We start from the raw sequence: 24,352 nt of genomic DNA, 5'->3' as shown, positions 1-24,352 counted from the left end.
TTTATTAGGTTACTGTAACTGTTTTTTTCGATAATATCGTTGATAAACTAGGACAAATAAAATCAAGCTTGCGCCAATTAGAGCTAGAAATGATTTTGCTTCACCAGTTTTCGGAAGCCAAGGTTTCTTTGATCCTTCAACTTTTGGGGGTGTTGGCTTTGGTGGAATCTTATGTTCCACTTCAGTCATACTACTCTTAGGATAAATATGAATTGTTGTTAAATCTTCCTTTGTATCTGGATGTTCGATTGGTAATACCACGAGCATCGGTACAGTCTTTTGCAGTATTTTTTGACCGTTTATCTGTGGCGTATTCGTTTCTAAAAATAAAAACGCTGAATCACCCTGGGCAAACAATTCTACTATCCCAACACCATCTTCCCCATTCTGTTGGGTCGTAGTCACTGTTTGAAGCGGACTAAAAGGTATCTTAGCTTTTAAATCTTCTATATCTGTATTCATAATTTCTTGCATAAGTGCCTCGATTGAACGAGTTTGACGCTTTTGTTGAACTATTTCTGATACATCATAAACATCAAACGTTGCACCATTAATACCAACAGTATCCGTTAATATCTGTGGTAAGCCAGTGTTCAATTGGCGCTCGGGAGCTTTTTTAGTATCTACATATACTTGTTTGTGTAATATAAATTGCACCCACTGGCCCTCTTCAACAGCAATCACTGGATATGAGCTACCAAGAAATAGAAAGAAAGCAAGACTGAATAAATAACTTATTTTTCTCATAATCCTCTCTCCTTCCGATTTCGGTAAAACAGATAACTTGCTAGTACTAAGGCAGCGCTAAAGAAGACACTGGCACAAATAATATACAAATATCTACTTGTTCCACCGGTTGTCGGTAACATTCCCTTCGTTCGATTGACAACATTTAGCTCGATGGTATTGGATTCACTTAAAACAACATTTTTTAGCTCTCCTTTTCCTTCAATCGATACTTCCCCCGTTTCAGAAATATGAATAGTAATTGGTTTCGTCAACTTAATGAATGCATCAGGCACCTTGGTTTCTTTTAAATAATAGGTCCCAGGCGTTAATTTTTCGAAAATAAAGATATTTTTAGCCGCTTGGGTCTCACTCTGAGGTACAAGTGTGCCATCTTCCGTTGTTAGCTCAAAACTTACACCTTCCACCGGTTGCTTATATTGATCAATCTTATGAACAATCAACTCAAATGGATGAATATGATTGGTTATCTGCTTATTCTTCGGTAATCCTTCAATCATTAATTGTCCTTTGGCATTTTGAACAATTTCAATAGGGATGGGAGCAATTTTTTCATAACCAGGTAATGGTTGTGTTTCAACTAATTGATAGCTTCCGACAGGTAAATTTTCAAATCGTACGTATCCTTGCTTGTCTGCTATCGCTTCTTGGCGTTCTTTCAAAGAAGATTCCAACACAAATTTTGTCCCCGCTAGTGGCGTGTCATCACTTGCTGTCTTCGTAAACTCAATATCAGTCACTAATAATTTATTTGTTACTTGCAGTGTTTCTTTCGTTTCTGCAGTAATGGAAGAATGAGAATAATCAGGATTCTCATAACCATAGACACGTGACTTGCCATCTTTTGTCGTTTCTACCAAGCGATACTGTGCTAATTCGCCTCTGCTATCTTTTTTTGCCAATTGTTCAAAGACATGTTTTAACTGCTCACCTGTCATCTCTTTTGTTAGAATCACTTGCTTATCAGTAACAGCCTGCCATTTGTCGTCAACATATTGTTCTAATGTCAAGACGATATCTGATCGTGTTTGCCAAGTATTGTCTTGATCTTGCCAAATCTTTTCCACTGGCAAATCAAAAGATTCCACACGAACTGAAGGAACTGCAAAACCAACACCTTGCTTAAAGTTATCCGCTACTGCACCAGTAGCACCATTCGTCGGATAAAATTTGCCATCACGATATTCAGGTTTCAATTCCACCGTATATGTTATACGAATCCCAAAGCGCTGTTCGTCATCCGCACTTAAATACATATCTGAAAGTTTAATGGCGTTTTCTTCAAGTGTTAAACTATCTTTTATTTGATGAGCATAGTCAGGAAACTTCGTATCTGTTGATGAAACTACTTGCAATTCCTTCGGTGATGTCGTCTGCAACGACAATGCATCAATTGTAATTTCTTTCTCTCCACCAACTAATTCGACAAATGGGCTGATAGGATTAATCAATGAACCGGAATCAAATGCTTCGGACGTCCCAGTAATATTTCTTCGAACTCTATCCAGTGCTCTTCCTAAAGAATCATTGTCATGCGCAGAATATTGACCATCTGGTCCAATTGCTGCCAATAAATTATCAATATCAGCACCTGACACCCCAAAGCCAATGCCATAGCGATTCATCTTTGCATAATTTGGATATTTCGCATCTGTATAAACAAAATCTCTTAGATAATTTAACGTTCCTGCCAGAGAATTTCGTGGATTTGCCCCTTGTTCAGTCCCAGTCCCAGAAAAATTATTCGTTGTTAATTTATACACATCTTTTCCTTGGGCTGATGATTTGGTTGCTTGATTAATACCTCTATTGTTACGTGGATAAAAAGTAGTGAGCCCATCCGTTAATACAATCAAATATTTCTCAGCTTCTGGTCGTGCATCTTCAGTTAAAATTTTGGTACCTAACTCAACACCTAAATAAGTAGGTGTACCACTCCCATTCGGTGTACGAGATGTGTTAACCACCGAACTATTCATTAACTGATTGGGATCGCTTGTAAATTCTGACGTACCAAACTTCGAACTTTCTGCCCAGACATCACTGGTAGATCGACCACTCCACGTTGATCCAAAGGCGACAATTCCCATTTGAATATCATTTTCAGGCTTCAATAGTTGATGAGAAAACAAATCCAATGATTCTTTCAAAACATCCCAACGTGTTTTGTTGACTCCAGCGATAATATTGTTCATACTTGCTGATTTATCGACAACAAAAATAATATCAATCGGTTTTGGAGGTAACTCTTTACCGCCAATAATATCTATCTTCATATCAAATTGATACGGATTAGCGGTCGGTCGAACTGATTGTTTAGTCAATACTGAATTCAACGGATTTTCAGAATTAGGATTTTGATAAAAATGATACCCATTATAAAAATTCTTTGTTCCTTCAGTCACGTTAATTGTTGGGGGGTAGTTAGATTTACTTTCCCCATAACTGAAATTCCGAGTCGTATGCTCTTTGTTTCTATCTACTTCACCCTGTACAAAGTCTTTTAAAAATTCTTTCGTTCTGATTGAGGGCACTTGTCCACCAAAAACGGGATCTTCTTCATAAGAGAATGGGTCCTGATAATTACTAACATTCGCCACATCATATGATGGCGTAAAACGTGGATATAATACATCATGCGGTACTGGTTCCTCGTCCATACTTTCAATTGTCTTTGATTCAATTGTCGAAGAAACCACTTCTTCCGAATCAACTGTTTCTGTTGTGGATTCTTCTGATTCTTGTTGTGCTAACTTGATACGATGAGGACCTTCTAAATCCGATGGCAGACTATCTTGAATAACAATGACATCCTCTTCATCCTTTTTCTCCTCATCTACTTGGATATGCACCACTAGCTCTTCAATAGATAACGTTGAAAAATGAAGTGTTCCCTTGGACTTCTCAGAAAAATCTTTCTCTACAAACCAATTCTCTGTTTGCTCCCAACTTTCATGAGTCGGCATGGAAAGTACTCGTTCGTCTTCAAACATAGCAACTTTTAATTTCCGATTCCCCTCTGTGCTAGTTACATCATAGTGCATCACCCAATCTATTTGCGTTTCACTGATAGCTCGTTCCATAGTGACCGTAATTGCTTCTTCATTTAGAAGAACCGTCTTTTCCGTTCCAATTGTTTCAGCAAAAATTTTCGTGGTAGCCACTAGCGAAAAGATATTACTAACTATAAAACCCATTAAGATGAAGCACGCAACAATCCTTTTCATAAACACTCTCCTTCCACTAAAAAATTAATTGTTATTTTATGAAACATAGAATGAACATATATTCTTTTTTCATAAAATGAAAAATAAATTGCATACTTACTAAAAGTAATGCAATAACAGCTGTTTGATGACTTATTTATCTTAAATAAATCTACGAAAAATATAAATTTTCATTTCCAACTTATTATTCGTTGTTTATAAAACTTTCTATTTGTTATTTTATAACTCAAAATGTTATAACTGAGTGGGAGGGATAAATGAATGTTTGGTTTACACAAAAGTATCAAGTTAAAAAGAGATATTTTGGAAGTCCTAGATAACGCAACAGACTATCTATCTATCAAAGAAATCCAGGAACTGTTAGAATATCCTTCTTTTCACAGCGTCAAACAAGCCTGTACAGAATTAAAAGAGCTTTTTCAAGAACTTTTTCATCCAGATGAAGCACAAATTTTAATTAAAGTTTCCGGAGGTATCAAAATTGAGCGACATGGAAATAAAACCCAACGGATTACTGAATATCTAGTGACTGAGGACCTCATTTATACTTTCCTACGAACTATCCTTTTAGAGAGAACTATCGATACCGATACATTTTTAGAAAAACATTTTATTTCTAGGAGTGCGCTCTATGCACGAATACGTAGAATTAACCAATCTTTAAATCCATATGAATTGCATATTACTTTGTCCAATCAGATTCGTTTGAAAGGCGAAGAATATCGGATTCGTAGCTTTAGTTATATTTTTTTATTCATTACACATCGTATGATTGATCAATTGCCACATATTACTCATAAAAACACTTACCTTTCTATGACAAAAAAAATCTTTGGTTACCTTGAAATTCCACTTTCTGAGAATGTATTACAAAGTTTAGCTATTTTTACTTTCATTACTCAAAATGGCGCTTCTAAAAATACGATTCATCCTCATGAAAAAGTCTTACGCTATGTTCGCCAATTTGAATATCCAGAAAAACCTCAATTTTTAACAGACTGGCATACTTCTGATTGGGAGTTTTATTTATATTTTCTCTATTTGTCAAATCGACTTGATTTTCAATACAAAGATAAGCTTGTCCTTCATAATTATTATTTTTTTGAACATGCAGCAAAAGACTGGGTAACTTGTTTTGAAACATACTTTTTTCATACGACTGAACAAGAGAAGAAAAAAATCTATACAGCTGTTAACCAACAATTGCTCAGCATTCAGACGTTTCCTTTTAATAAAGAATTTTTTGATAATGTTAAAATGATTTCTGAAGATCAGACACGTCTACAATTTCCAGAATTAATGGAGCGCTTTGAATTATTCTGGACAGAATTGACCCAAATTCAACCTTTGTTTGCTAGTTCGTTTTACACTAGGCAAGTCTCCCTGTTAACAGTTATTCAACTAATGAATTTTGACTTTTTAAAACCCAGTATCAAAGTTTATATTTATTCTGATATTGGACAACTACATCAAGATTATTTAACTTCTCGTTTAATGCAAATGCTAACAAATTATAAATTTGAATTTGTATCAACACCACCAGAAGCAGCTCTGATTATCAGTACTGTTGAGTACTTAGAACCCGTTGCAATTACTCAACAATTACTTGTTATCCATAGTACTTTGTCCCCCACTGATTTAATCATCATCGAACGAACACTGCAAAATATTGTAGAAACAAAAAAACAGAGTAAATGGCTCAAAAAATTGAGTCATTTACTCTGTTTTTTCTACTTCTAATTTGCATGATACACTCAGCAAATTTTTTATTGCTACCATACTCCTAGCGTTTTCGCTATTTCCTGATCTTGTTTTTCCGAGTAACCAATACGTTGGCTGACGCTACCCTTTTGTCTACTCCAAATGGCTTGTAGTAGGTTGGTACGATCTTCTTTGCGTACTTCTGATAAATGAATTTCTTCTAATGGGATGAATATCTCACAGTTAGATGTTGCTTTTACATACTGCTGCGTTTCTTCCCACCAGATAAGTGTCCCTTCTTCGACGACCATCTATCTCACGTCCTTATTGGTTTTTCTTAGCATATCTACGCCATTGGCAGATACCAAAGATAATTAACAATCCGATAGTTAACATGTTTTGTTGCAAATACATTCCGATTTTAAATTGTGTGTTTAACTCTTCATAAAAGGAAACTTTAGGTACTAAATACAACGAATAACCGATAGAAATCGCTGGTAAAAGTAGTCCATACCAAATCTGCTTTCTAGTGGATTGCCAGATTTGAAGTCCGATTCCTCCGAAGACTGCGGCGAATACAATGAATAAATCTCCTATCGTTAGTGGCATGTTCTTCACTCCTTAATTTTTTTGTTGGACAATTTTATAATAGGTTCGTGCGGTTAGTCGATAAACCAATAGATAGACAAGTAAATAAATCACGAAGGCAATGAGCAAGCTAATTGGAAATAAGTTGACTTGATTGAGCATGATTAAAACCATCGCCTTTTTCATTAGTGGGAATACTGCCAAAACATGTAGTCCAGTCACGCAGACAGGTAAGAAAAAGACGCTCAAAATTTGAGAACGAATTGCTCGACGGATTTCCTGGTTGCTTAAGCCAACCTTTTGCATAATATTGAAACGTTCTTTGCCATCATAAGCTTCGGAAATTTGCTTGTAATAAATAATTAACACAGTCATCATTAACAATAACAAAGCAATTGTTAGCACAAGGAATAAGACGCCTCCTCTTAAGGCACTGATTTTGCCATTTGCTTGCACACGCGTATCCATTGAGCGAATGATTAACTCATTTTCCTCGAAATTGTTACGCAATCTTTCAGAAAAATCGATTTCTTGTTGTGCGTTTGCCCCTGGTAAATCTAACTCTGTAAAGATACCAATGTTCGCTGCTAAATCATTTAAGATTTCTTTTTGTGCATCTGCTAATTGGTTGAGTATCGTACTGTTAGACACAACAATGTAGTAACTTTCTTGTACTTGATTCGTGGTTTCACTACCAATAACGAACTCTTCAATCACTTCTTTGGTAGGAACAACATCAAATGTATATTCTTGGATGTTTAACTCTTTTCCTTTATATGGATCAATGGTTCCGTGTATCGCTACTTGATTTTCTTTCAGATTCAGCTTTTTGCCAGTGATTAGTTCATAGTTGCCTTGATCAATGATATTGAGTAAAATGGGCTGGACATCAGACTGAACAGCATAAACTTCCTCATTTATTTCAAAACCTTCTTTGCTGCGTAGAACTGGAAAATTCAAATACGTATAGGACAAACGCCCTTCTGACTGGATGCCAGTTTCGTCTTCTGTCTTTTCAATCGTTGAAGCAATCTGTTCTTTAGTAGTCTGTTCATTTGTTTGATTGAATTCTTCCAATGATACTTCAGAGACGACATCGCTTGGATACTGAGAATCTACAGAATTATTTGTTGAAATATACAATCCTGCGACAATCGAGAGCATTAAGATAACCCCCACCGATAAAATAGAAATATTCGCTAAACCGACCGCATTCTTTTTCATGCGATAGAGCATGCCAGATACTGGAATAAAATGCTTGGTTTGATAGTAATAGTTTTTATTGCGTTTTAGCAATTTCAACCAAGTAATTGTTCCAGTCGTGAACAATAGATACGTTGCGAAAATGACCAGGAGGATAGCTAGAAAGACTAGCGACATTCCCATAATTGGTGATTGGATGGTCAGTGCTAAATAATAGCCAATTCCTAGCAATACTAAGCCAAGGATTGTCCAAATGATTTTGGTCTTAGGCTCTTTCTCACCCACATTACTTCCTCGTAACAATTCGATCGGATTTGCCAAATGGATTTGGAAGATATTCGCCACTAAAATTACCACAAAGATAAATGTGAAAAAACTAGCGGTCCAAACAATTGGTTCTGCAGAAAGTTCAAACCCAAAGGCAACTTCTGCGTTCAACATCCGACGAACCAATAAAATCGCTACTTTGTTCAACAATATACCTGCAAGAACACCCAATGACAAACTGATAAACCAAATGCTCGTCATTTCATACGCCAGCATTTTAGTAATGTGTCGCTTGTCCATTCCTAAAATATTGTAAATACCAAACTCTTTTTTTCGATTTTTCATTAAAAAGCTATTCATATAAAAGAGGAATACCCCAGAAAACAAAATGAGAATGACATAGCCCATTCCAAGAATTGTTTGTAGATTGTTTCCACCTGGAATCGTGGTTAAACCAGTGTTGCTTGAGATAGCTTGTATCACAAATGTCATCATAATCGTTCCGATGCTGGAAATAATAAATGGCAAATACAGTCGCTGGTTTTTACGAATATTTTGTACAGCCATTTTTAAATAAAAGCCATTATGCATAACGTTCATCACCTGCACTTAACATCGATAAGGTTTGTGATATTTTTTGGAACATTTCATCGTTACTTGCTTGTCCTTTGTGTAGCTCATGGAAAACCTTGCCATCTTTAATGAATAAAATACGACTCGCGTGACTTGCGGCTTGAATACTATGCGTAACCATTAAGATAGTTTATCCTTCGTCGTTAATTTGCTTGAATAATTCTAACAAAGCATCTGCCGATTTAGAATCAAGAGCTCCCGTCGGTTCATCAGCAAGAATTAATTCTGGTTCCGCAATTAAGGCCCGTGCTACCGCCGCTCGTTGTTTTTGTCCACCAGAAACTTCATAAGGGAATTTATCAAGCAATGGCAGAATACCCAATTTTTCAGCAATCGGCATTAATTTACGTTCCATTTGTACATACTTTTTTCCTGATAAAACAAGCGGCAGAAAGATATTGTCTTTTAATGAAAAAGTGTCGAGCAAATTAAAGTCTTGGAAGACGAATCCTAAATTCTCTCTACGGAATTTTGATATTTCCTTTTCAGAAATTTGTACAATATCTTGATTGTTTAATAAGACTTGACCATTTGTTGGTCGGTCTAATGCAGAAAGAATATTTAACAATGTTGTTTTTCCTGATCCAGATTCACCCATAATCGCAATGTATTCTCCTGAACGAACATCGAAATTGACACCTGACAATGCCGCCACTTTATTTCCACCAAAACGATTTGTATAGATTTTCTTTAAATTTTTCACTTGTAATAATGACATCTCGTGTTCCTCCCTTTCCAAATACATCTCGTATTTCTTATCTATACGATAGCAAAAAAGAGAACCTGCCAGCTATAATCTAACCTGACATTTCTCTTTTGTTTCTAACAATTTTGTTAGAGTAGCTTTAATTGTTCGGTTGAAAACTGAATCATTACTTTGGTGCCTTTATTTGGAACGGAAGACACAGAAATACGATGACCTAATTTTTCAATGATTTGTTTTGAAAGATACAAACCAATGCCAGTCGCGGTTTTCTGTTGCCGACCAGTACAACCAGTAAAATTACGTTCACCAATACGCGGTAAATCTTCGGGTAAAATACCAATTCCCGTATCTTCAATGACTAACTGCTGATCCTCCAAATAAATAGAAACTGCTCCTTGATTTGTATATTTCACTGCATTTGATAATAATTGATCGATGACAAAACTCAACCATTTTGGATCAGTCAATACCGTTAACGTTATCGGTTCATAATGCAAAGCTAAGTTTTTCCGAATAAAGGATGGCGCGTACTTTTTGATATTTTCACGAACTAGCTCATCTAGAGAAGTTTCTTGAAAAACGTAATCTGTCGAAGAACTACCCAAACGGACATATTGCAAAATTAAATTAACATATTGGTCAATATGAAATAATTGCTCGGAGATTTCATCGGAAAGTTCGGAATCTTCTGTTTGCAGAATTAAATGTAATGATGCAATCGGCACTTTAATTTGATGCACCCAGGTAGTAAAATAATCCAAAATTTCTTGTTCGGACTGTTCAAACGTATTTTCTAGCTTCAGTAGTTCTTCTTGCATTTCTTGAATAATTTTTTGATACTCTTCTTCAATCAGCTGGTTTGTTTCTGGTAACTCCATGGAACCAATCACAACTCTTTGTCGCAAATGAGTCAATAGGCGATGTTTCTCATAAAAACGAATAAAATCAATGGCACCAACAATCAGCACGACAAATCCACTAATTGCTATACTTAATAGCGCACGCTCGACTGGTAATTGATAGACATATCCAACCACTAAATTCACTAAAGCAAAGAAAAGAAATAAACTTAGCACTATTTTACGGTTCAAAAGATATTTTTGAAACAATCTCAATTTAACTTTCAACCAGATACCCTTCTCCCTTTTTCGTTACGATGAATCCTTGCAGACCAAGATCTGTTAGCTTCTTCCGTAAACGATTTATTGTTGTATAGAGCACACTATCGTCAACATAACTTTCTGATTCCCAAAGAAAGAGCATCAATTTCTTTCGCGTAACAATCTTCCCTTTGTTTTCCATCAACTTTTGAAAAATTTTTGCTTCGTTTTTTGTTAACTCAATTGTTTCATTTTGATAAGTTATCGTAAAATTACTTGCATTAAATATCAGTCCTTGATGCTCCAAAAGATTCCCACTATCACCAAAATCATACGTTCGGCGTAAAATTGCTTGGATTTTCGCCATTAAAATCTCTAAATCAAATGGTTTCGTTATGTAATCATCCGCTCCTAATTCAATTGCTCGCAATATATTCATATTATCCATTGCTGAAGAAATAAAGATAATCGGCACTTTTGAAATCTTTCGAATTTCATTGCACCAATAATAGCCATCAAAAAATGGCAGGGATATATCCATTAATATCAACTGAGGGTCAAAAGCAGCCATTTCAGAAAGTACTTGTTGGAAGTCTTTAACTATTTGGCCATCAAAATTCCACTTGATGAGATGTTGCTGAATCTTACGTGCAATCACCGCATCGTCTTCCACAATAAATATTTTCATTTCACTTCCCTCACTTATCTATCCTTTTCTTTAGTATGACGTAAATTGGAATGTCTGTCTAATTAGAGGCATACATAAATAGAAAGACTCGACAACCTGTTGCTGTCGAGTCTTTCTATTTTACTTACTACTTATGCACTAGTCTATTGCTAAATTCTTTCCGTTGCTAGCAATTACTTGTTTGTACCAATAAAACGAATCTTTCTTCCTCCGCTGTAATGTGCCATTGCCTTCATCATCTAAATCAACATAAATGAAACCATAACGCTTACTCATCTCACCCGTAGACGCACTGACTAAATCAATTGGTCCCCATGTTAAATACCCAATACATTCAACATAGTCTTCTTCTATCGCTAATCGAACTTGTTCAATATGTTTTTGAAGATAGGTCATTCGATAGCTATCGTGGATTCCGTCCTCTTCAATAACATCTGGAGAGCCTAGACCATTTTCGGTAATCATAATCGGTAAGCCATAACGTCGATACAAATAGTTCATCACATAGCGAATCCCTTTTGCATCAATTGCCCATCCCCATTTGCTTTGTTCCAAATAGGGATTTTGAATGCCTCCAAATAAAGAAGCCTCTTTTGAAATATCACTATTTTTTGGTTCGGCAATACTTGAAAAATAATAATTTAGTCCAATAAAATCAAGTGTTCCATGTTTGAAATCTTCGTTATCTTCTTCAGTCACTTGAATCTCCAAACCAATTTTCTTAAATTCAGCTAGTTTATATTTAGGAAACGCTCCTTGACACACAGCATCAATTTGATAATAATCACGGTCATTTTCCAAAAATGCTTGCAATACATTGTCAGGATCACAATTATAAGGGTAGATAGGGTTTAATCCAAATACACAACCAACTATATTATTAGCATTTATACGATGTGCTAAACGAACTGCTTTGACACTTGCTAATGTCATATTGTAACCAATTTCGGCTAATTGTTGTTTAGGATTTTTTAGTTCGCTATACTTCAAACCGGCAATCATATAGGTGAAAATATCGGAATGCTCGTTTTCTGGATCAATATGATTCATTTCGTTAAACGTCACCCAATACCTGACTTTGCCATTCCATGCTTTCATCACTGTCTCACAGTAACGTAAATAAAAATCAATCACACGTCGATTTGCCCATGAACCATACTGGTGTACTAAATGAATGGGTAATTCAAAATGGTACAACGTCACAATCGGTTCAATATTATTTTCTAGCAACGCATCAATCACTGCTTCATAAAAATCGAGACCTTCTTGATTGGGTTGTTCATCATCCCCATTTGGATAAATTCGTGACCAGTCAACCGATAAACGTAAAGCAGTAAAACCCATCTCTTTAAACAACGCAATGTCCTCTTGATAACGATGAAAAAAATCAATCCCTTGATGTGAAGGATAGGATAATTCCGGTAACTGTTCGGAAGTAATTGTTCGCGCGGTTTCTTTACTTCCTTTGGTCACAAAATCCATAATTGCAGGACCTTTCCCACCTTCTTGCCAACCACCTTCGCATTGATGAGCAGCAATACTACCGCCCCATAAAAATTGGTCTAACATATTTTCTTCCACGCTCCTCCTAAAAAACTACTGTCATTAATTGTTCACTATTTGTGCTTGCTGTGATGACATCCAAATAATCTGTTGTGTTTGTAATAACCGCAATAATTACTGGATCAAAACCAGCTTCTTTTACTTTATTCACTTCATAGGAAGCAATTTTTTCACCTTTTTTGACTGTTTGTCCTTGTGTGACAAATGATTCAAAATACTTACCTTCTAAATTGACAGTATCAACGCCGATGTGAATTAACAGTTCCACACCTTCTGCTGTGCGAATACCATAAGCGTGTTTTGTCGGAAAGACTACGGTTATTGTTCCATCTATTGGTGATACGATTTCTGTTCTATCATTTATAGGAGTGATTGCCACACCTTTTCCTAAGGCACCGGAAGCAAAGGCTTGATCTGAAACCTCACTCAATGGACGAACTGTTCCTTCTGCTAATTTACCTAATTGCACTTGTGGCATAGTATGTTTATCTTGCATTTCTTTTTGAGGGATATTTACTTGTGTTTCCTTTCCAGCTAATTTTTCTTCACTAGGTATACCAATGCCATATGCTACAGCTGTCGCAACACCAAAACTCACAACCATACTAATAACCATAAAAATAAGATTACTCATACCTCCTGCTAGATAAGTTGGAATGGAAGTTAGTCCCCAAACTAGTGCCATAGCACGTACACCAGCCAAACCAGCAATCAAACCACCTAAACCACCACCGATAATTACTGCTAAAAATGGTCGACGATACTTCACAAACACCCCAAAAACAGCCGGTTCTGTAATCCCCATCAACGCACTAAAACTCACACTACCAAAGGTTTGTTTTTGTTTCTTCTCTTTTGCTTGTAAGAAATAACCAAACATTGCCCCACATACTGCAATATCAGAAATCGTTGACGCTACGCTGAAAATTGGATCGTAGCCTAACGTCGCTAAAAAATTTAAGACAAGCGGATAAGTGAAATTCGCTGCACCCAATACAACTAAAAATGGTTGCACTGCTGCATAAAGCGCGACAACAATCCAATTACCAATTGTATTCATTAAGAAGGTAAAGAAACCGTCTAACCCTGCACCAATCCACATACCGATTGGACCAAATAAAAGTAAAGTTACTGGTAAAGTAATTACTAAGGCAATCATTGGATTAAGGAAATACTGTAAACCTTTTGGTACAATTCGCTCCAGACCTTTAAGAACAAGAGATAAAAACCATACACCTAATAAGATAGGAATAAAGGTATTTGAATATTCAATCGTCTGAATCGGTAATCCTAAGAATGATAAACCTTCAACCCCATTAATACTTGCGGAAAGTAATGAGACTGCTAGTGCGATACCAAAGTATTGGTTGACATTTAAGCGTTTCGCTGCTGCTGCACCAATAAATACGGGCAAGAAGTAAAAAACAGCACCCCGTAATGTGTCTAAAATCATATATGTTGAACTTTCTTCCGATAAAATTCCTGATAGCGTCAAAATAGCCAGCACACCTGCCAAAATCCCAGCGGCTAATAATACTTCGATAATAGAAGTCATCGTCTCTGAAATGACTGATAAAATTGAACTAAATATACCTTTTATTCCTTTAGGTTTATTGGATACAGTCGTCTCGTCTGTAGACTTCAATCCTAGCAGATCCATGAACTCTGCATAAACTTCACTTACATGAGTACCAATAATTACTTGATAAGCGACATCATTTGATACGACATCAATGACCCCATCCAATTCTTTGATTTTGTCAGTTTGAGCAATACTACGATCATTTAATGTTAATCGTAGACGTGTCATACAATGGGCTACAGCTTTAATATTTTCTCGTCCGCCCACAAGTTCGATAATAGCTTTATTTAATTCTTCATATCGCATTTAGTTTTCCTCCAAACGTTTTGTTAAGCGATTGACATGTAACATTAGATATGTTTCTTCGCTGATTGACATGTCTGCTTGAAATTGATTGTTGATATAAATTTTTAACTTTTGTACCACTTTAAATGCTTCTGGGTATAACTTTCCTACTTGCTGATATAAGACAATCGAGTCGATTTCATCCGCAATAATTTCATGATTGATAATGCGTTCGATAAAATATTGGATATGTGTGATAAAACGCATATAATTAGTTGATTCTTCATCTAAATGAATTTTAAAATGTAATTCAATAATAGACACCATATCTGCCAACGCCCGCATTTGCACAGTTGACTTTTCTTGTGCGTGAGTGGTTGCCTGCATATTGACGAAATGCAATGCAATCGAAACTGCTTCATCCTCAGGTAATTCAAGCTGCTTAGCTTCACTAATTTTTTGAATAGCCATCAAACCAACAGCCAAATATTCTGGATAAAATCGTTTCACATCCCAAATCAATGGGCTTTGAATAAATTGACCTTTTTCCGCACGCTCTAAAAGAAATTCTAAGTGGTCTAGCAACGTCAAACTTAAGTAATCACTTGCTTGAATCCCTAATTCGGCTTCTGCTGTCGATATAATCGTATCAATCAAAAAAATATCATCTGGGTCTGACTGAGATAATAAATAAGAAAAATGCTGTAACTTATCATAAGAATCTAAAATATACGATTTTTCAATGTCAGCTTCATTCATCATTTGTCCCACTTTATATTTGAAACTAAGCCCTTTTGAGATAACGATAATTTCTATTCCACCTCTTTTAACGATAGCCACATTATTATTAAGTATTTGACGAATTTTCATAGCTCCTCCTTTCCAGAAAAAAAACTCAAGAAAACAACCAATTTAGGGTACAAAAATCCCTAAGTTCATTGTTTCCTTGAGTTCTGCCTGTTTCCAGTAACATACTCACAACCATGACTGCGACGCCATGATTTGTTCTTTTTCATTTAATTTTCTCTATCATACACTCAAAACGACTATCTGTCAACGCTTTCAACAAGTGATTTATTTTTTATCTTGGCAATTACTCCCTCTTTTATACGCTTATTCAAAATCAAACAACGGCAACGTCACTGTAAATAAAATCATGCCATTTGATATAGCTGCCGTAATCTGTCCGTCCATCGCTGTAATTAAAGTATCCGTGATAGCTAGCCCTAAACCTAGATGTCCTTCATTATTTTGTTCATTCTTGGTATAAAATTTTTGGAAGATTTGATGTAACTGATCGTTTTTGATTGTTACGCCATCATTTTTGATTGAAATATTCAGGTGTTGATTGTCTTGACGAATGTTTATCAAAAGAACCTCTCTTGTAAAACGATAGGCGTTGTCTAAAATGTTTTGCAGTGCTCGTTCCAGCTGCAAACGATCGACTTTGAGTATTTTTTTATCACTAGACAATTGATTATCAATCTTCACTTCCAATTCTTTCGCCAAACAATCCGCTTTTACACGATGAACAAATGCTTGTGACCATTCAAAACAAGAGATTTCTTCTCTAATTAAAGCCACTGCATCAAAAGATTGATAAGATAAATTCAATTGATTCGATAGTTCTTGAAGAATCGTAATTTTACTTTGAATCACTGAAAAATAATTTTCTTTCTCTTCTTCTGTCTGAGCAATTTCATCTTGTAATGCTTCTATATAAGCTGAAATAGAAGCGATTGGAGTCCTTAAATCATGCGAAATGCTGTCGATAAATTCTTTGCGGTCAATTTCAAATTGTTCTTGCTCTAACTGCCTAATATAAAGAGCTTGTCGCATCTGTTCAAACGCTTGAATAAATTGACCAATCTCATCTTCACTCTGATAGGTAATCTTTTTTGATAAATCCCCTTGAGAAATGAGTCCGGTTTCTTTTCGTAAAACAGCAATTGGCAGTAAAATTTTGCGGTAAATTAGGTACACAATACAGCCCAAAAGAATCACGATATACCCGCCCACTAATAAAAAGATAACACTCAAATTACTCCGTTCAATTCTTGCGATAAATAAAAGAATGATGGTTGGAATGACAAATAAAATAAATGATAAGGCTAAAATTTGATGGATAATTTTTTTCTTCATTGAACGTCACCATCAAATCGATACCCCGCACCTCTGACAGTCGTGATGCTGTGAGTCTCCAGTAATTTTTCACGAATTTTTTGAATGTGCACTGCCACGGTATTCGTATCACCAAATTGATCAAATGCCCAAACTTGTTGGTATAATTGCTCTTTACTAAATACTTGATGTGGATGTTCAATTAAAAACAGCAACAATTGATACTCTTTCGCTGTTAGCTCAATCACTCGTCGATTTTTTGTGACAATTTTAGAGAGACAATCAATCGAGACATCATTAAATTGAATCCTAGGTTGTTTCTTAGGTTTAAAAAAATCGATACGACGAAACAGAGATTCCACTCGCGCGACTAATTCTTTAATTGAAAAAGGTTTTGTCACATAATCATCAGCACCTAGCTTGAGTCCGAGCACACGATCAATTTCCGTCTCCTTTGCACTAAGGATGATGATTGGAGTGGTTAACGTCGTTCGTACTTGTCGCAAAATTTCTAGCCCATCAATTCCGGGCAACATCAAATCTAATAAAATCAAATCTGGTTCGTATGTCGCAATTTCTTCCAATGCATAACTGCCATTCGTAACAATTTGTGTCAAAAACCCTTCTCTTTGTAAATAAATGGCGATCATCTTAGCTAAATCCGTATCATCTTCGATTAATAGAATTTTCTTATCCATAAGCAACTCCTAGCTTAGATATAAATATCTTTTCGATCTATTAATTTAATTGTACCAAGAAATAACAGGAAAGCGAGAGAAAAATAGCTGACTAAAACGAAGCTTGTTGTAACTAATTCTGTTTTTCTCATGTTTTCTAACGTAATCAGTAACATCGTAGGTAAATACATAGCGAGACGACCATCTAATGATTCAATGATAAAAACCACTAAAGTCATACCAATAGCTACACCAATTACGACAGACTCATTTTCAAAAAGGGTCATGATAAACGCTAAGATTGTAGCAAAAAACAATAAGCTTAAATTTGCTCCAACTAACAACCAAAAAGGCTGATACATAGTAAATGAAACACCTGAACCTGCTACATTCAGAAAAGCCCAACTCGTAACAAAGTGAACCAACAATAAAAATAAACATGCCAGACTTGCCAGGCTCACTTTAGACAAGAGATACACTCCTCTCGTTGTCTTCCAAATATTATTTTTCAAGGTTTTTGAGTGGTAATCTGTTGAAAGTAAATCAGTCATCATATACATACAAATAATCCAATAAATTGGGCGAAATTGTTCAAAAATATTCTTCATTACTTGATTGTCCAAATTATTTTGCGACAATCCTAAATAGATGGTAAAAAATAATGTCAAGCCAACAACTAGCAAGAGAATTGACCGATATTTTTTTGAATATTTCATATAAAGAACTTCGTGTTTCCATGTGTTTATCATTGATTTTCATCCTTTCTTTAGACATTCAAGTCTAATTTTTTAAACAAGAAGTAACCTACGCCACTAGCTACGATAAGATGCCCAACTAAAACTGCTAGATTGATTAAGTTATGGCTCATCGATTGAGTGAACCAATCAATGTGGAAAAAGAGCAGTTGCTGAAATATTGTAAATTGTTTAACACTTGGAAAAAGCAAGACATACTGACCAATCAAGGTCGATCCTGCTGCAATCATAGCTAGCATTGAGACACGTTCTGTAAATAAAGCCAATAATAATGCGAGTATTCCAAATACAAAATAGGCAAAAGAAAATGCCACACCTCCTAATAATGTATACAAAACACCTTGTGCCCCACTTGCCACAACATCATAAAATTCAAAATAATCTCCCCAACCAAAGAAAATCACTCCAATTAAATAACCTGCTAATAGACTAATAATTGTCATCAGGAGAGAAAACATAAAAATCCCAATTATACGCGTCATAAAGTATTGCAGACGTGAAACAGAACGTAACAACACTAATTTGATGGTGCCATTATTTCTATCTTGAATATAGACATCTCCTACATAAAGACCCACAAACAAAGCAGAAAATGTCAGACTTGCCTGTAACATTTGAATCGGAATAGATTGAGCATTTGGCGTCAAGATAACAGTGGTATCCGCTCCATACGTGTAATAGATGAAAATGGTAATTAATTCAACCAACACAGAAAAACCTCCATAGAGCCAAAGTAATCTCGAACGTACCAAACGTTTTAATTCAAAGAGGAGTAGACTTAGCATATTTCTCATCACTTTTCCTCCTCTATACACGCAAAGAATAAATCTTCTAGATTAGAGACATGGTATTTCTTCATTAAAGATGGAATCTCACCATGTTCAACAATCTTTCCTCTTTGAATAAACGCTGCCTTATGACACAAACCATCCATTTCACGTAACATATGGCTGGATATTAAGAAGGTGATGTGCTCTTTTGCAGCGAGTTTTTTGATAATTACTTTTAATTCTCGTAACCCTTGAGGATCAACACCATTTGTCGGTTCATCCAGAATAATTAACCGAGGATGTCCTAATAAAGCATTTGCCAAACCTAGGCGTTGCTTCATTCCTAAAGAAAAAGTCTTGACTCTCTTCTCTTTTACATGTGATAAACCAACGATTGTTAATACCTCATGAATTCTCGCGTTATCAATCGTTTCTAAGGAAAGTATTGCACTCAGTTTTAAATTTTGAAAAGCTGTGAGATGTAAATAAAAAGTTGGGTTCTCTATAATCGAACCTACTTTTGATAATGCTTGTATCGCATTTTTTGCCACTGATTTATTGCTGATGAAAATTTCGCCAGAATCCGGAAATACAAGCTGCATAATCATTCGCAAAGTAGTAGTTTTTCCCGCACCATTGGGACCCAAAAATCCATAAATATCTCCTTCTTTAATTTGCAAACTAACATTATCAACAATCTTTTGTCCTGAAATACTTTTATTTAGATTAGTAATCGTCAACACATTTTCTAATGAATTTTCCATCCTACTTCGTCTCCTCTGTTTTAAGATACATGAAGTATAACAAGTCAATATATAGTTCAGATAAAGCATGTATAAAGTTTTGATAAAGTCACTTTCATTCCTAGCTATCCTTGACACTTTTTACTCTTCTCAGGTACCCTTAAATTAACCAACTTTTTACGGAGGAGATTTTTATGAAGAAAACGATTGTGTCTCTGTTATTTATTCCAATCTTTTTAGCAACCGCTTGCAGTTCAAATGAGACGAACCAATCAGCAACCTCTACCCAAACAACTGAACAAAGTACCAATACGACAACTACTCAATATAGCAGTCAAACGGAATCATCCTCTGAACAAGAAAATCTTATTAATCCACATGCACTGGATGAGATTATTGGTGTTTGGTCAAATGAGCAAAATCAATCATTTGCAATTACCAATCAAGCATATATTTCGGGAGATAAAATTTATCATCTGACAAATTTCGATAAACAAGAAATAGATGGTCAGACGCAATATGTTTTTTCTTGGGATACGGACGCATTTATAGAAGAATATGGTGAACCAGAACCATTCAATCCTCAACCTTTTATCTATAAGTACAATGCTCAGGAAGATACATTACAAAATTCCGTGACATTTAAACGTTCTCACGATTCAGAACAAATTACTTATGTAAAAGACCAATTAGCAGGACACGAACCTATTAACTTAGAACAATTGCTAGAAGTTGATGATTATCATTTGATGGCGTATTGGTTTAAAGCAACTACTTTGACAGACGATTTATCAGAACAATTAAAGATACTCTATCATGATTTAGCAATGAACTATCCAGAACTAGACTTGTTAGTGAACCAAGAATATGAGGAGTACCTCACACTGGCAAAAGAAATTGAAGCACAATCCGACTATACATTTTCAGATTTAAACACCGCCCTGCCCAAAGATATTTATAAATGGTACGTGAATTTAACAAAAGAGAAGACAGATAATCCTATTCCAAAACTATTACCTAAAATCGAGCAAGCACGTAACGCTTATTTTGAACGTAAGTCTCAAAGTGAGCGACCCTATTTAGAAACTGACAAGGCTAAAATTAGCGAACAACTAAACAAACATATACGTGAGAAAATCAAACAAGAATACCCCAACGACATTCCAAAAAAACATATTGTTTATGAAATGGCTCGAGATGGAAAAACGATTACTATCGATATTTTTGAGAATACCGAACAAAAAATGCAACATCAGCTTCGTTTGATTTATTCTGAAGAGAACGATACCCTTGCTAGGAAAGAATGATAGGATGTATCGCCTTTTAAAATAGAACAAAGCCCACTATTCAATAAAATAGTAGGCTTCCAGTTTTTTCATTAGCTCAATTATTAAAACACTGCTTAAAGCGACAAAACTTAACAAAAGACGCAATTTCCCAATCACTTTTTATTTTTGTATATAAAAACATTTTTTATAATGCGTAAGATTGGTCGAATAGTTAAAAATATACCGCCTAGCAAGGACAGAATTGTTCCGTAGATATCAGGCATTTTGGTTAACATGGCTATACTTCCTAAAACATAAAAAATCCCTGTCAAAAAATCCACGAGTAAAGAAATTAAGTTGTAGCGATTTTGCAAATATAATTTAAAGCGAGAAACTTGAATTTCAATATCTTCTTCAACATTCTTATCAATTTCACGAGTCTTCTTTTTAATTTTTGGCATATTGGTTTCCCTCATAGCTTTTTTAATTATTAGTTACACATCTCTAAAGTTTTAATGAACCTGTCATTCCTTTTACAAAACCTTTTTGCATAAGCATAAATAAAATCAATGTCGGAAACGTTGCAATCACAATTGCTATCATTTGAATATTATAGTTCGCTACGTATGATTCCGTAGATAAACTAGAAATCAGTAGGGTCATGGTGAATTTATCCTCTGTTTGTAAAAAAATCAAAGGCAACAAATAACTATTCCAAGTATTCATAAACGAATAGATTGCTCCCGCAGCATAAGTCGATTTCATCATTGGCACCACAATTTTAAAGAAAATAGTATAATCTCCAGCTCCTTCAATTTTACTCGCATCTAAAATACCATCTGGAAAAGATTTAAAATTTTGTCGAAAAAAGAAAATCAAAAACAAATTGTTTATCGACAACAAGATAATTGACAAGGGATTATTGACAAGTTGGAAACCAGCCATCATTTTAAACAAAGGGATAACCAAGCTTGCCAAAGGGACTATCATAAATATTAACAACAAGGAATAAATTCTTTCACTTGTTTTTGTTTGAAACTTTTCAAAACCAAAAGCAGCAAGAGAAGTAACCACTAAACTTAACACCACACTTAAAATCGTAATCTTCAAAGAATTCCACATGATTAACGGAATATCATACGCTGAAAACAGTTGCTCTATATTATTCATTAATTGATTTCCTACAGTCAACTTGCCAGCTGCGATTTGATTGGTTGTATTTGTGGTACTTACAACCATCCAATAGAATGGAAAGATAGATAGCAAAGAGATAAAAAACAATGAACAGTATTTGAATGAAACAAAAAGAAATTTACGCATATTATCCTCCTTTTTTTGATAGCATTACACTACTTTTCTTTGGTTACTTTTAGTTGGATAATCGATAAAATCGCAATTATTATGACTAACACCCATGACAATGTAGCGGAATAACCAAAATTGGATGTGTAAACAAAAGAATGATTATAGATTAACTGAGCAGCAGTCAATGTTTCATTAGAGGGTCCTCCGCCAGTTAAGTTAACTACTTCATCAAACAATTGAAGTGTGCCAATTGTAGAAGTAATAGTTGTAAAAAGAATAACTGGTTTAAGTTGCGGAATGATGATATGAAAAAATTTTTGTCGACTATTTGCACCATCGATGTCAGCTGCCTCCAATGTATCATCAGAAATGTTTTGCAAACCTGCTAAATAAAAAATCATATTATAGCCAGTCCACCGCCAACACAAAGCAACAATAACAGTTACTTTTGCCCAAAATGGATGATTGAGCCAATCAATCGGTTGATTAATCAAAGAAATGGCTAAAAAGAATCGATTGACAATCCCACCAATTTGAAAAAGCATCTTAAATAATACGGCATAAGAAACTAAGGCTGTGACACTTGGTAAAAATAAAGCCAGTTTAAAAAAATTACGACCGATTAACTTCGGACTATTTAATAAAAAAGCTAAAAATAAACCTAATAACACCATAAAAGGAACTTGAAAAATTAGAAAAGTAAAGTTATTGAGTAAAGCTTTGAGAAAAGTTTTGTCTTGAAACATGCGTAAATAATTATCAAAACCAACAAATGTCGATTGCAATCCTTCCATGCTATGCAAGGATAAGTACATAGAATAGATGATGGGATAGATTAAAAAGATCGTACTTAAAACTATCGAAAATATGATAAATTTCCAAACATTTTTCTGTTCAGTTGGGTTTGTTTGTCGAGAACTTTTAAATAAGATAGTAATCACTCCTCTTTGTTACATATGCAATTAGCATCGTATACTAATTGCATATATAACTGTCTTTTGATTATTTACCTGTTTGCGCGTTATAATTATTCTCTGCTTCTTCAAGCATTTCATCTAAGGTTAATTTACCGTCAAAATAATCTTGTAAAACCGAACGGAGGGCATCGATTGCTGCTTGTGTATTTTTACCATAATCGACAGGTGGAATCTCATTCATCCATTCAGAAAAATCTTTATAGATTAGTTTATCATTGAAGAAACTATCTTTAGACAGATACGCGTCACCTTCTTGAGACGGTTTGTACGTTCCTACTGCACCATTTGTTAACAAGATGTCTTGGTAAAATTCTTCATTACCAGCAAAAATCTCATTCAGAAATTGAATCGCCAACTCTTTATTCGGAGAATCATTTAATACCAACCAACTTGATCCGCCTAAATTCGAATACGGTGTTGCGTTTTCTGTTTTTTCCAATCGAGGTAAATTCGTATATGCCCATTTTCCTTTTTGGTCTTCTGCTGAGCGTATCGTCGCTGAAAACCAAATCGCCGAATTAACTGCTGCCACATCCCCATTAGTGACTGCACCTATTCCTTCAGGAGCAAAGTAATCAACAGGTTTGGCTAACTGATTGTCATTAATTTCTTTTAAAATTTGCACCATTTCTCTTACTGCTGGATTATTTTTTAAAAAGATTTCTTGTTTGTCATCAAAATACCAAAGTCCTGCTGATTGCATCGCTAATTGAATATAATGCGTGCCTCTATTTGGGATAAAAGCTAAAAACCATTTTCCAGTTTTTTCTTTCACGTCTTTCCCAATCGTAAGAAATTGAGACCAAGTTAAATTCTCCATATCTTTTTCGGTGTAGCCAGCTTCTTTTAAGTAATCTGTACGATAATAAAGCCCCGCTGATCCAGAGTCAAAAGGAACAGCATACACCTCCTTTTTATATGTCCCATTGTCTACTTTATACTCAGCAAATTGACTAAAATCAATTGCATCACTCAATGGAGCAAATTTCCCTTCATAATTGGACAAATAATTTTGAATATCATAATCATCCATCAATACAATATCTGGAAGTCCTTCGTTTACACCCGAAGTGAAACCAGAAACCATTTTTTGTTTGGTATCATCATTAGACATTTCAACCACATTTACTTCAATTTTTGTTTTGTTCTCTTTGTTATAATATTCGCCAGCTTTTTCCATAATTGGGATGTTAAAGTTTTTGTCCCATGCCCAAACAGTTAATTGATTTCCTTCTTTATTTGCAGAGGTCTCTGTATTGTTGTTTTTACAACCTGCAATTAAAAATAATAACAGCATACTTAACACTATTTTTTTCATTTTAATTCCTCCTCATAAATTTATAACCAAACCTTCTGACGACAGGAAACGATTACATATAGTTGTAATTTAACAACGCACATCCCCTCCTTTATGGCTTTGTGAATGCCTTTAATCTATTATTTCTC

Annotated in this window: 21 protein-coding genes and 1 pseudogene; 2 read left to right on the top strand and 20 right to left on the bottom strand. The window is 35.1% G+C overall.

Features of this window, described 5'->3' with window-relative positions:
• Positions 1-9: 9 nt before the first annotated feature.
• Together BAU17_RS12845 and BAU17_RS12840 are read right to left on the bottom strand one after the other, a co-directional pair.
• The gene (locus BAU17_RS12845) at positions 10-747 is read right to left on the bottom strand and encodes a pilin N-terminal domain-containing protein (RefSeq protein WP_161903318.1); all 738 of its coding nucleotides are present in this window, start codon (positions 745-747) and stop codon (positions 10-12) included.
• Positions 744-3,974 carry a SpaA isopeptide-forming pilin-related protein gene (locus BAU17_RS12840; protein WP_161903228.1) on the bottom strand — a complete coding sequence of 1,077 codons (3,231 nt, stop codon included), beginning with the start codon at positions 3,972-3,974 and terminating at the stop codon, positions 744-746. Before BAU17_RS12840 ends, BAU17_RS12845 begins: the two co-directional genes overlap by 4 nt.
• A 261-nt stretch (positions 3,975-4,235) precedes the next feature.
• On the opposite strand from BAU17_RS12840, the gene BAU17_RS12835 reads away from it, so the two are divergent.
• Positions 4,236-5,714, top strand: a complete 1,479-nt coding sequence (locus tag BAU17_RS12835; protein ID WP_161903227.1) for a helix-turn-helix domain-containing protein — start codon at positions 4,236-4,238, stop codon at positions 5,712-5,714.
• A 32-nt stretch (positions 5,715-5,746) separates the two neighbouring features.
• Here the strand turns inward: BAU17_RS12835 and BAU17_RS12830 are convergent, their stop codons facing one another.
• The 14 genes and pseudogenes from BAU17_RS12830 to BAU17_RS12765 all read right to left on the bottom strand — a co-directional run bounded on the left by BAU17_RS12830 (position 5,747) and on the right by BAU17_RS12765 (position 19,377).
• The gene (locus BAU17_RS12830) at positions 5,747-5,986 is read right to left on the bottom strand and encodes a hypothetical protein (RefSeq protein ID WP_161903226.1); all 240 of its coding nucleotides are present in this window, start codon (positions 5,984-5,986) and stop codon (positions 5,747-5,749) included.
• Between the two features lie 13 nt (positions 5,987-5,999).
• Positions 6,000-6,284, bottom strand: a complete 285-nt coding sequence (locus tag BAU17_RS12825) for a hypothetical protein (protein WP_161903225.1) — start codon at positions 6,282-6,284, stop codon at positions 6,000-6,002.
• A 12-nt stretch (positions 6,285-6,296) separates the two neighbouring features.
• Positions 6,297-8,324 carry an ABC transporter permease gene (locus tag BAU17_RS12820; protein ID WP_161903224.1) on the bottom strand — a complete coding sequence of 676 codons (2,028 nt, stop codon included), beginning with the start codon at positions 8,322-8,324 and terminating at the stop codon, positions 6,297-6,299.
• Positions 8,317-9,084, bottom strand: a pseudogene (locus BAU17_RS12815) (ABC transporter ATP-binding protein). The gene BAU17_RS12820 and the pseudogene BAU17_RS12815 overlap by 8 nt, the downstream one beginning before the upstream one ends.
• 116 nt (positions 9,085-9,200) lie before the next feature.
• Positions 9,201-10,199, bottom strand: a complete 999-nt coding sequence (locus tag BAU17_RS12810) for a sensor histidine kinase (RefSeq protein ID WP_161903223.1) — start codon at positions 10,197-10,199, stop codon at positions 9,201-9,203.
• The gene (locus BAU17_RS12805; protein ID WP_161903222.1) at positions 10,189-10,860 is read right to left on the bottom strand and encodes a response regulator transcription factor; all 672 of its coding nucleotides are present in this window, start codon (positions 10,858-10,860) and stop codon (positions 10,189-10,191) included. Before BAU17_RS12805 ends, BAU17_RS12810 begins: the two co-directional genes overlap by 11 nt.
• A gap of 138 nt (positions 10,861-10,998) precedes the next feature.
• On the bottom strand, positions 10,999-12,429 hold the full coding sequence (locus tag BAU17_RS12800; RefSeq protein ID WP_161903317.1) for a glycoside hydrolase family 1 protein: 1,431 nt from the start codon (positions 12,427-12,429) through the stop codon (positions 10,999-11,001).
• A 19-nt stretch (positions 12,430-12,448) separates the two neighbouring features.
• Positions 12,449-14,311: a beta-glucoside-specific PTS transporter subunit IIABC gene (locus tag BAU17_RS12795; protein WP_161903221.1), complete on the bottom strand. Its 1,863-nt coding sequence runs from the start codon at positions 14,309-14,311 to the stop codon at positions 12,449-12,451.
• The gene (locus BAU17_RS12790) at positions 14,312-15,160 is read right to left on the bottom strand and encodes a PRD domain-containing protein (protein WP_161903220.1); all 849 of its coding nucleotides are present in this window, start codon (positions 15,158-15,160) and stop codon (positions 14,312-14,314) included.
• Between the two features lie 243 nt (positions 15,161-15,403).
• Complete coding sequence (locus BAU17_RS12785; RefSeq protein WP_161903219.1) at positions 15,404-16,432, bottom strand: HAMP domain-containing sensor histidine kinase; 1,029 nt, start codon at positions 16,430-16,432, stop codon at positions 15,404-15,406.
• Positions 16,429-17,109, bottom strand: coding sequence for a response regulator transcription factor (locus tag BAU17_RS12780; protein ID WP_161903218.1), 681 nt, complete (start codon positions 17,107-17,109; stop codon positions 16,429-16,431). Before BAU17_RS12780 ends, BAU17_RS12785 begins: the two co-directional genes overlap by 4 nt.
• A 14-nt stretch (positions 17,110-17,123) precedes the next feature.
• Positions 17,124-17,837, bottom strand: a complete 714-nt coding sequence (locus BAU17_RS12775) for a hypothetical protein (RefSeq protein WP_161903217.1) — start codon at positions 17,835-17,837, stop codon at positions 17,124-17,126.
• A 17-nt stretch (positions 17,838-17,854) separates the two neighbouring features.
• Positions 17,855-18,637, bottom strand: coding sequence for an ABC transporter permease (locus BAU17_RS12770; RefSeq protein WP_161903216.1), 783 nt, complete (start codon positions 18,635-18,637; stop codon positions 17,855-17,857).
• Positions 18,637-19,377, bottom strand: a complete 741-nt coding sequence (locus tag BAU17_RS12765; protein WP_161903215.1) for an ABC transporter ATP-binding protein — start codon at positions 19,375-19,377, stop codon at positions 18,637-18,639. The genes BAU17_RS12770 and BAU17_RS12765 overlap by 1 nt, the downstream gene beginning before the upstream one ends.
• A gap of 173 nt (positions 19,378-19,550) precedes the next feature.
• Between BAU17_RS12765 and BAU17_RS12760 the strand changes: the two genes are divergently transcribed.
• The gene (locus BAU17_RS12760; protein ID WP_161903214.1) at positions 19,551-20,663 is read left to right on the top strand and encodes a hypothetical protein; all 1,113 of its coding nucleotides are present in this window, start codon (positions 19,551-19,553) and stop codon (positions 20,661-20,663) included.
• Positions 20,664-20,797: 134 nt separating this feature from the next.
• Here BAU17_RS12760 and BAU17_RS12755 read toward each other — a convergent pair whose 3' ends face one another.
• The 4 genes from BAU17_RS12755 to BAU17_RS12740 all read right to left on the bottom strand — a co-directional run bounded on the left by BAU17_RS12755 (position 20,798) and on the right by BAU17_RS12740 (position 24,224).
• On the bottom strand, positions 20,798-21,085 hold the full coding sequence (locus BAU17_RS12755) for a YrhK family protein (protein WP_161903213.1): 288 nt from the start codon (positions 21,083-21,085) through the stop codon (positions 20,798-20,800).
• 43 nt (positions 21,086-21,128) lie between these two features.
• Positions 21,129-21,944, bottom strand: a complete 816-nt coding sequence (locus tag BAU17_RS12750) for a carbohydrate ABC transporter permease (protein ID WP_161903212.1) — start codon at positions 21,942-21,944, stop codon at positions 21,129-21,131.
• A gap of 29 nt (positions 21,945-21,973) precedes the next feature.
• A complete protein-coding gene (locus BAU17_RS12745; protein ID WP_161903316.1) occupies positions 21,974-22,861 on the bottom strand; it encodes a carbohydrate ABC transporter permease in 888 nt (295 codons plus the stop codon).
• Between the two features lie 70 nt (positions 22,862-22,931).
• Entirely contained in the window at positions 22,932-24,224 is a 1,293-nt protein-coding gene (locus BAU17_RS12740; protein ID WP_161903211.1) for an ABC transporter substrate-binding protein, read from the bottom strand.
• Positions 24,225-24,352: the final 128 nt, after the last annotated feature.

Source organism: Candidatus Enterococcus willemsii, assembly GCF_009933335.1.
Taxonomy (GTDB): domain Bacteria; phylum Bacillota; class Bacilli; order Lactobacillales; family Enterococcaceae; genus Enterococcus_F; species Enterococcus_F willemsii.
Note: the sequence above shows the minus strand (reverse complement) of the source record. Positions and strands in the feature narration are given on the sequence as shown.

Coding starts and splice junctions, on each gene's coding strand:
- BAU17_RS12750 (WP_161903212.1), bottom strand. CDS start 21,944: ATGCGTAAATTTCTTTTTGTTTCATTCAAATACTGTTCATTGTTTTTT.
- BAU17_RS12795 (WP_161903221.1), bottom strand. CDS start 14,311: ATGCGATATGAAGAATTAAATAAAGCTATTATCGAACTTGTGGGCGGA.
- BAU17_RS12780 (WP_161903218.1), bottom strand. CDS start 17,109: ATGGATAAGAAAATTCTATTAATCGAAGATGATACGGATTTAGCTAAG.
- BAU17_RS12740 (WP_161903211.1), bottom strand. CDS start 24,224: ATGAAAAAAATAGTGTTAAGTATGCTGTTATTATTTTTAATTGCAGGT.
- BAU17_RS12770 (WP_161903216.1), bottom strand. CDS start 18,637: ATGAGAAATATGCTAAGTCTACTCCTCTTTGAATTAAAACGTTTGGTA.
- BAU17_RS12755 (WP_161903213.1), bottom strand. CDS start 21,085: ATGCCAAAAATTAAAAAGAAGACTCGTGAAATTGATAAGAATGTTGAA.
- BAU17_RS12785 (WP_161903219.1), bottom strand. CDS start 16,432: ATGAAGAAAAAAATTATCCATCAAATTTTAGCCTTATCATTTATTTTA.
- BAU17_RS12760 (WP_161903214.1), top strand. CDS start 19,551: ATGAAGAAAACGATTGTGTCTCTGTTATTTATTCCAATCTTTTTAGCA.
- BAU17_RS12820 (WP_161903224.1), bottom strand. CDS start 8,324: ATGCATAATGGCTTTTATTTAAAAATGGCTGTACAAAATATTCGTAAA.
- BAU17_RS12835 (WP_161903227.1), top strand. CDS start 4,236: ATGTTTGGTTTACACAAAAGTATCAAGTTAAAAAGAGATATTTTGGAA.
- BAU17_RS12775 (WP_161903217.1), bottom strand. CDS start 17,837: ATGATAAACACATGGAAACACGAAGTTCTTTATATGAAATATTCAAAA.
- BAU17_RS12830 (WP_161903226.1), bottom strand. CDS start 5,986: ATGGTCGTCGAAGAAGGGACACTTATCTGGTGGGAAGAAACGCAGCAG.
- BAU17_RS12790 (WP_161903220.1), bottom strand. CDS start 15,160: ATGAAAATTCGTCAAATACTTAATAATAATGTGGCTATCGTTAAAAGA.
- BAU17_RS12840 (WP_161903228.1), bottom strand. CDS start 3,974: ATGAAAAGGATTGTTGCGTGCTTCATCTTAATGGGTTTTATAGTTAGT.
- BAU17_RS12845 (WP_161903318.1), bottom strand. CDS start 747: ATGAGAAAAATAAGTTATTTATTCAGTCTTGCTTTCTTTCTATTTCTT.
- BAU17_RS12800 (WP_161903317.1), bottom strand. CDS start 12,429: ATGTTAGACCAATTTTTATGGGGCGGTAGTATTGCTGCTCATCAATGC.
- BAU17_RS12805 (WP_161903222.1), bottom strand. CDS start 10,860: ATGAAAATATTTATTGTGGAAGACGATGCGGTGATTGCACGTAAGATT.
- BAU17_RS12765 (WP_161903215.1), bottom strand. CDS start 19,377: ATGGAAAATTCATTAGAAAATGTGTTGACGATTACTAATCTAAATAAA.
- BAU17_RS12825 (WP_161903225.1), bottom strand. CDS start 6,284: ATGCCACTAACGATAGGAGATTTATTCATTGTATTCGCCGCAGTCTTC.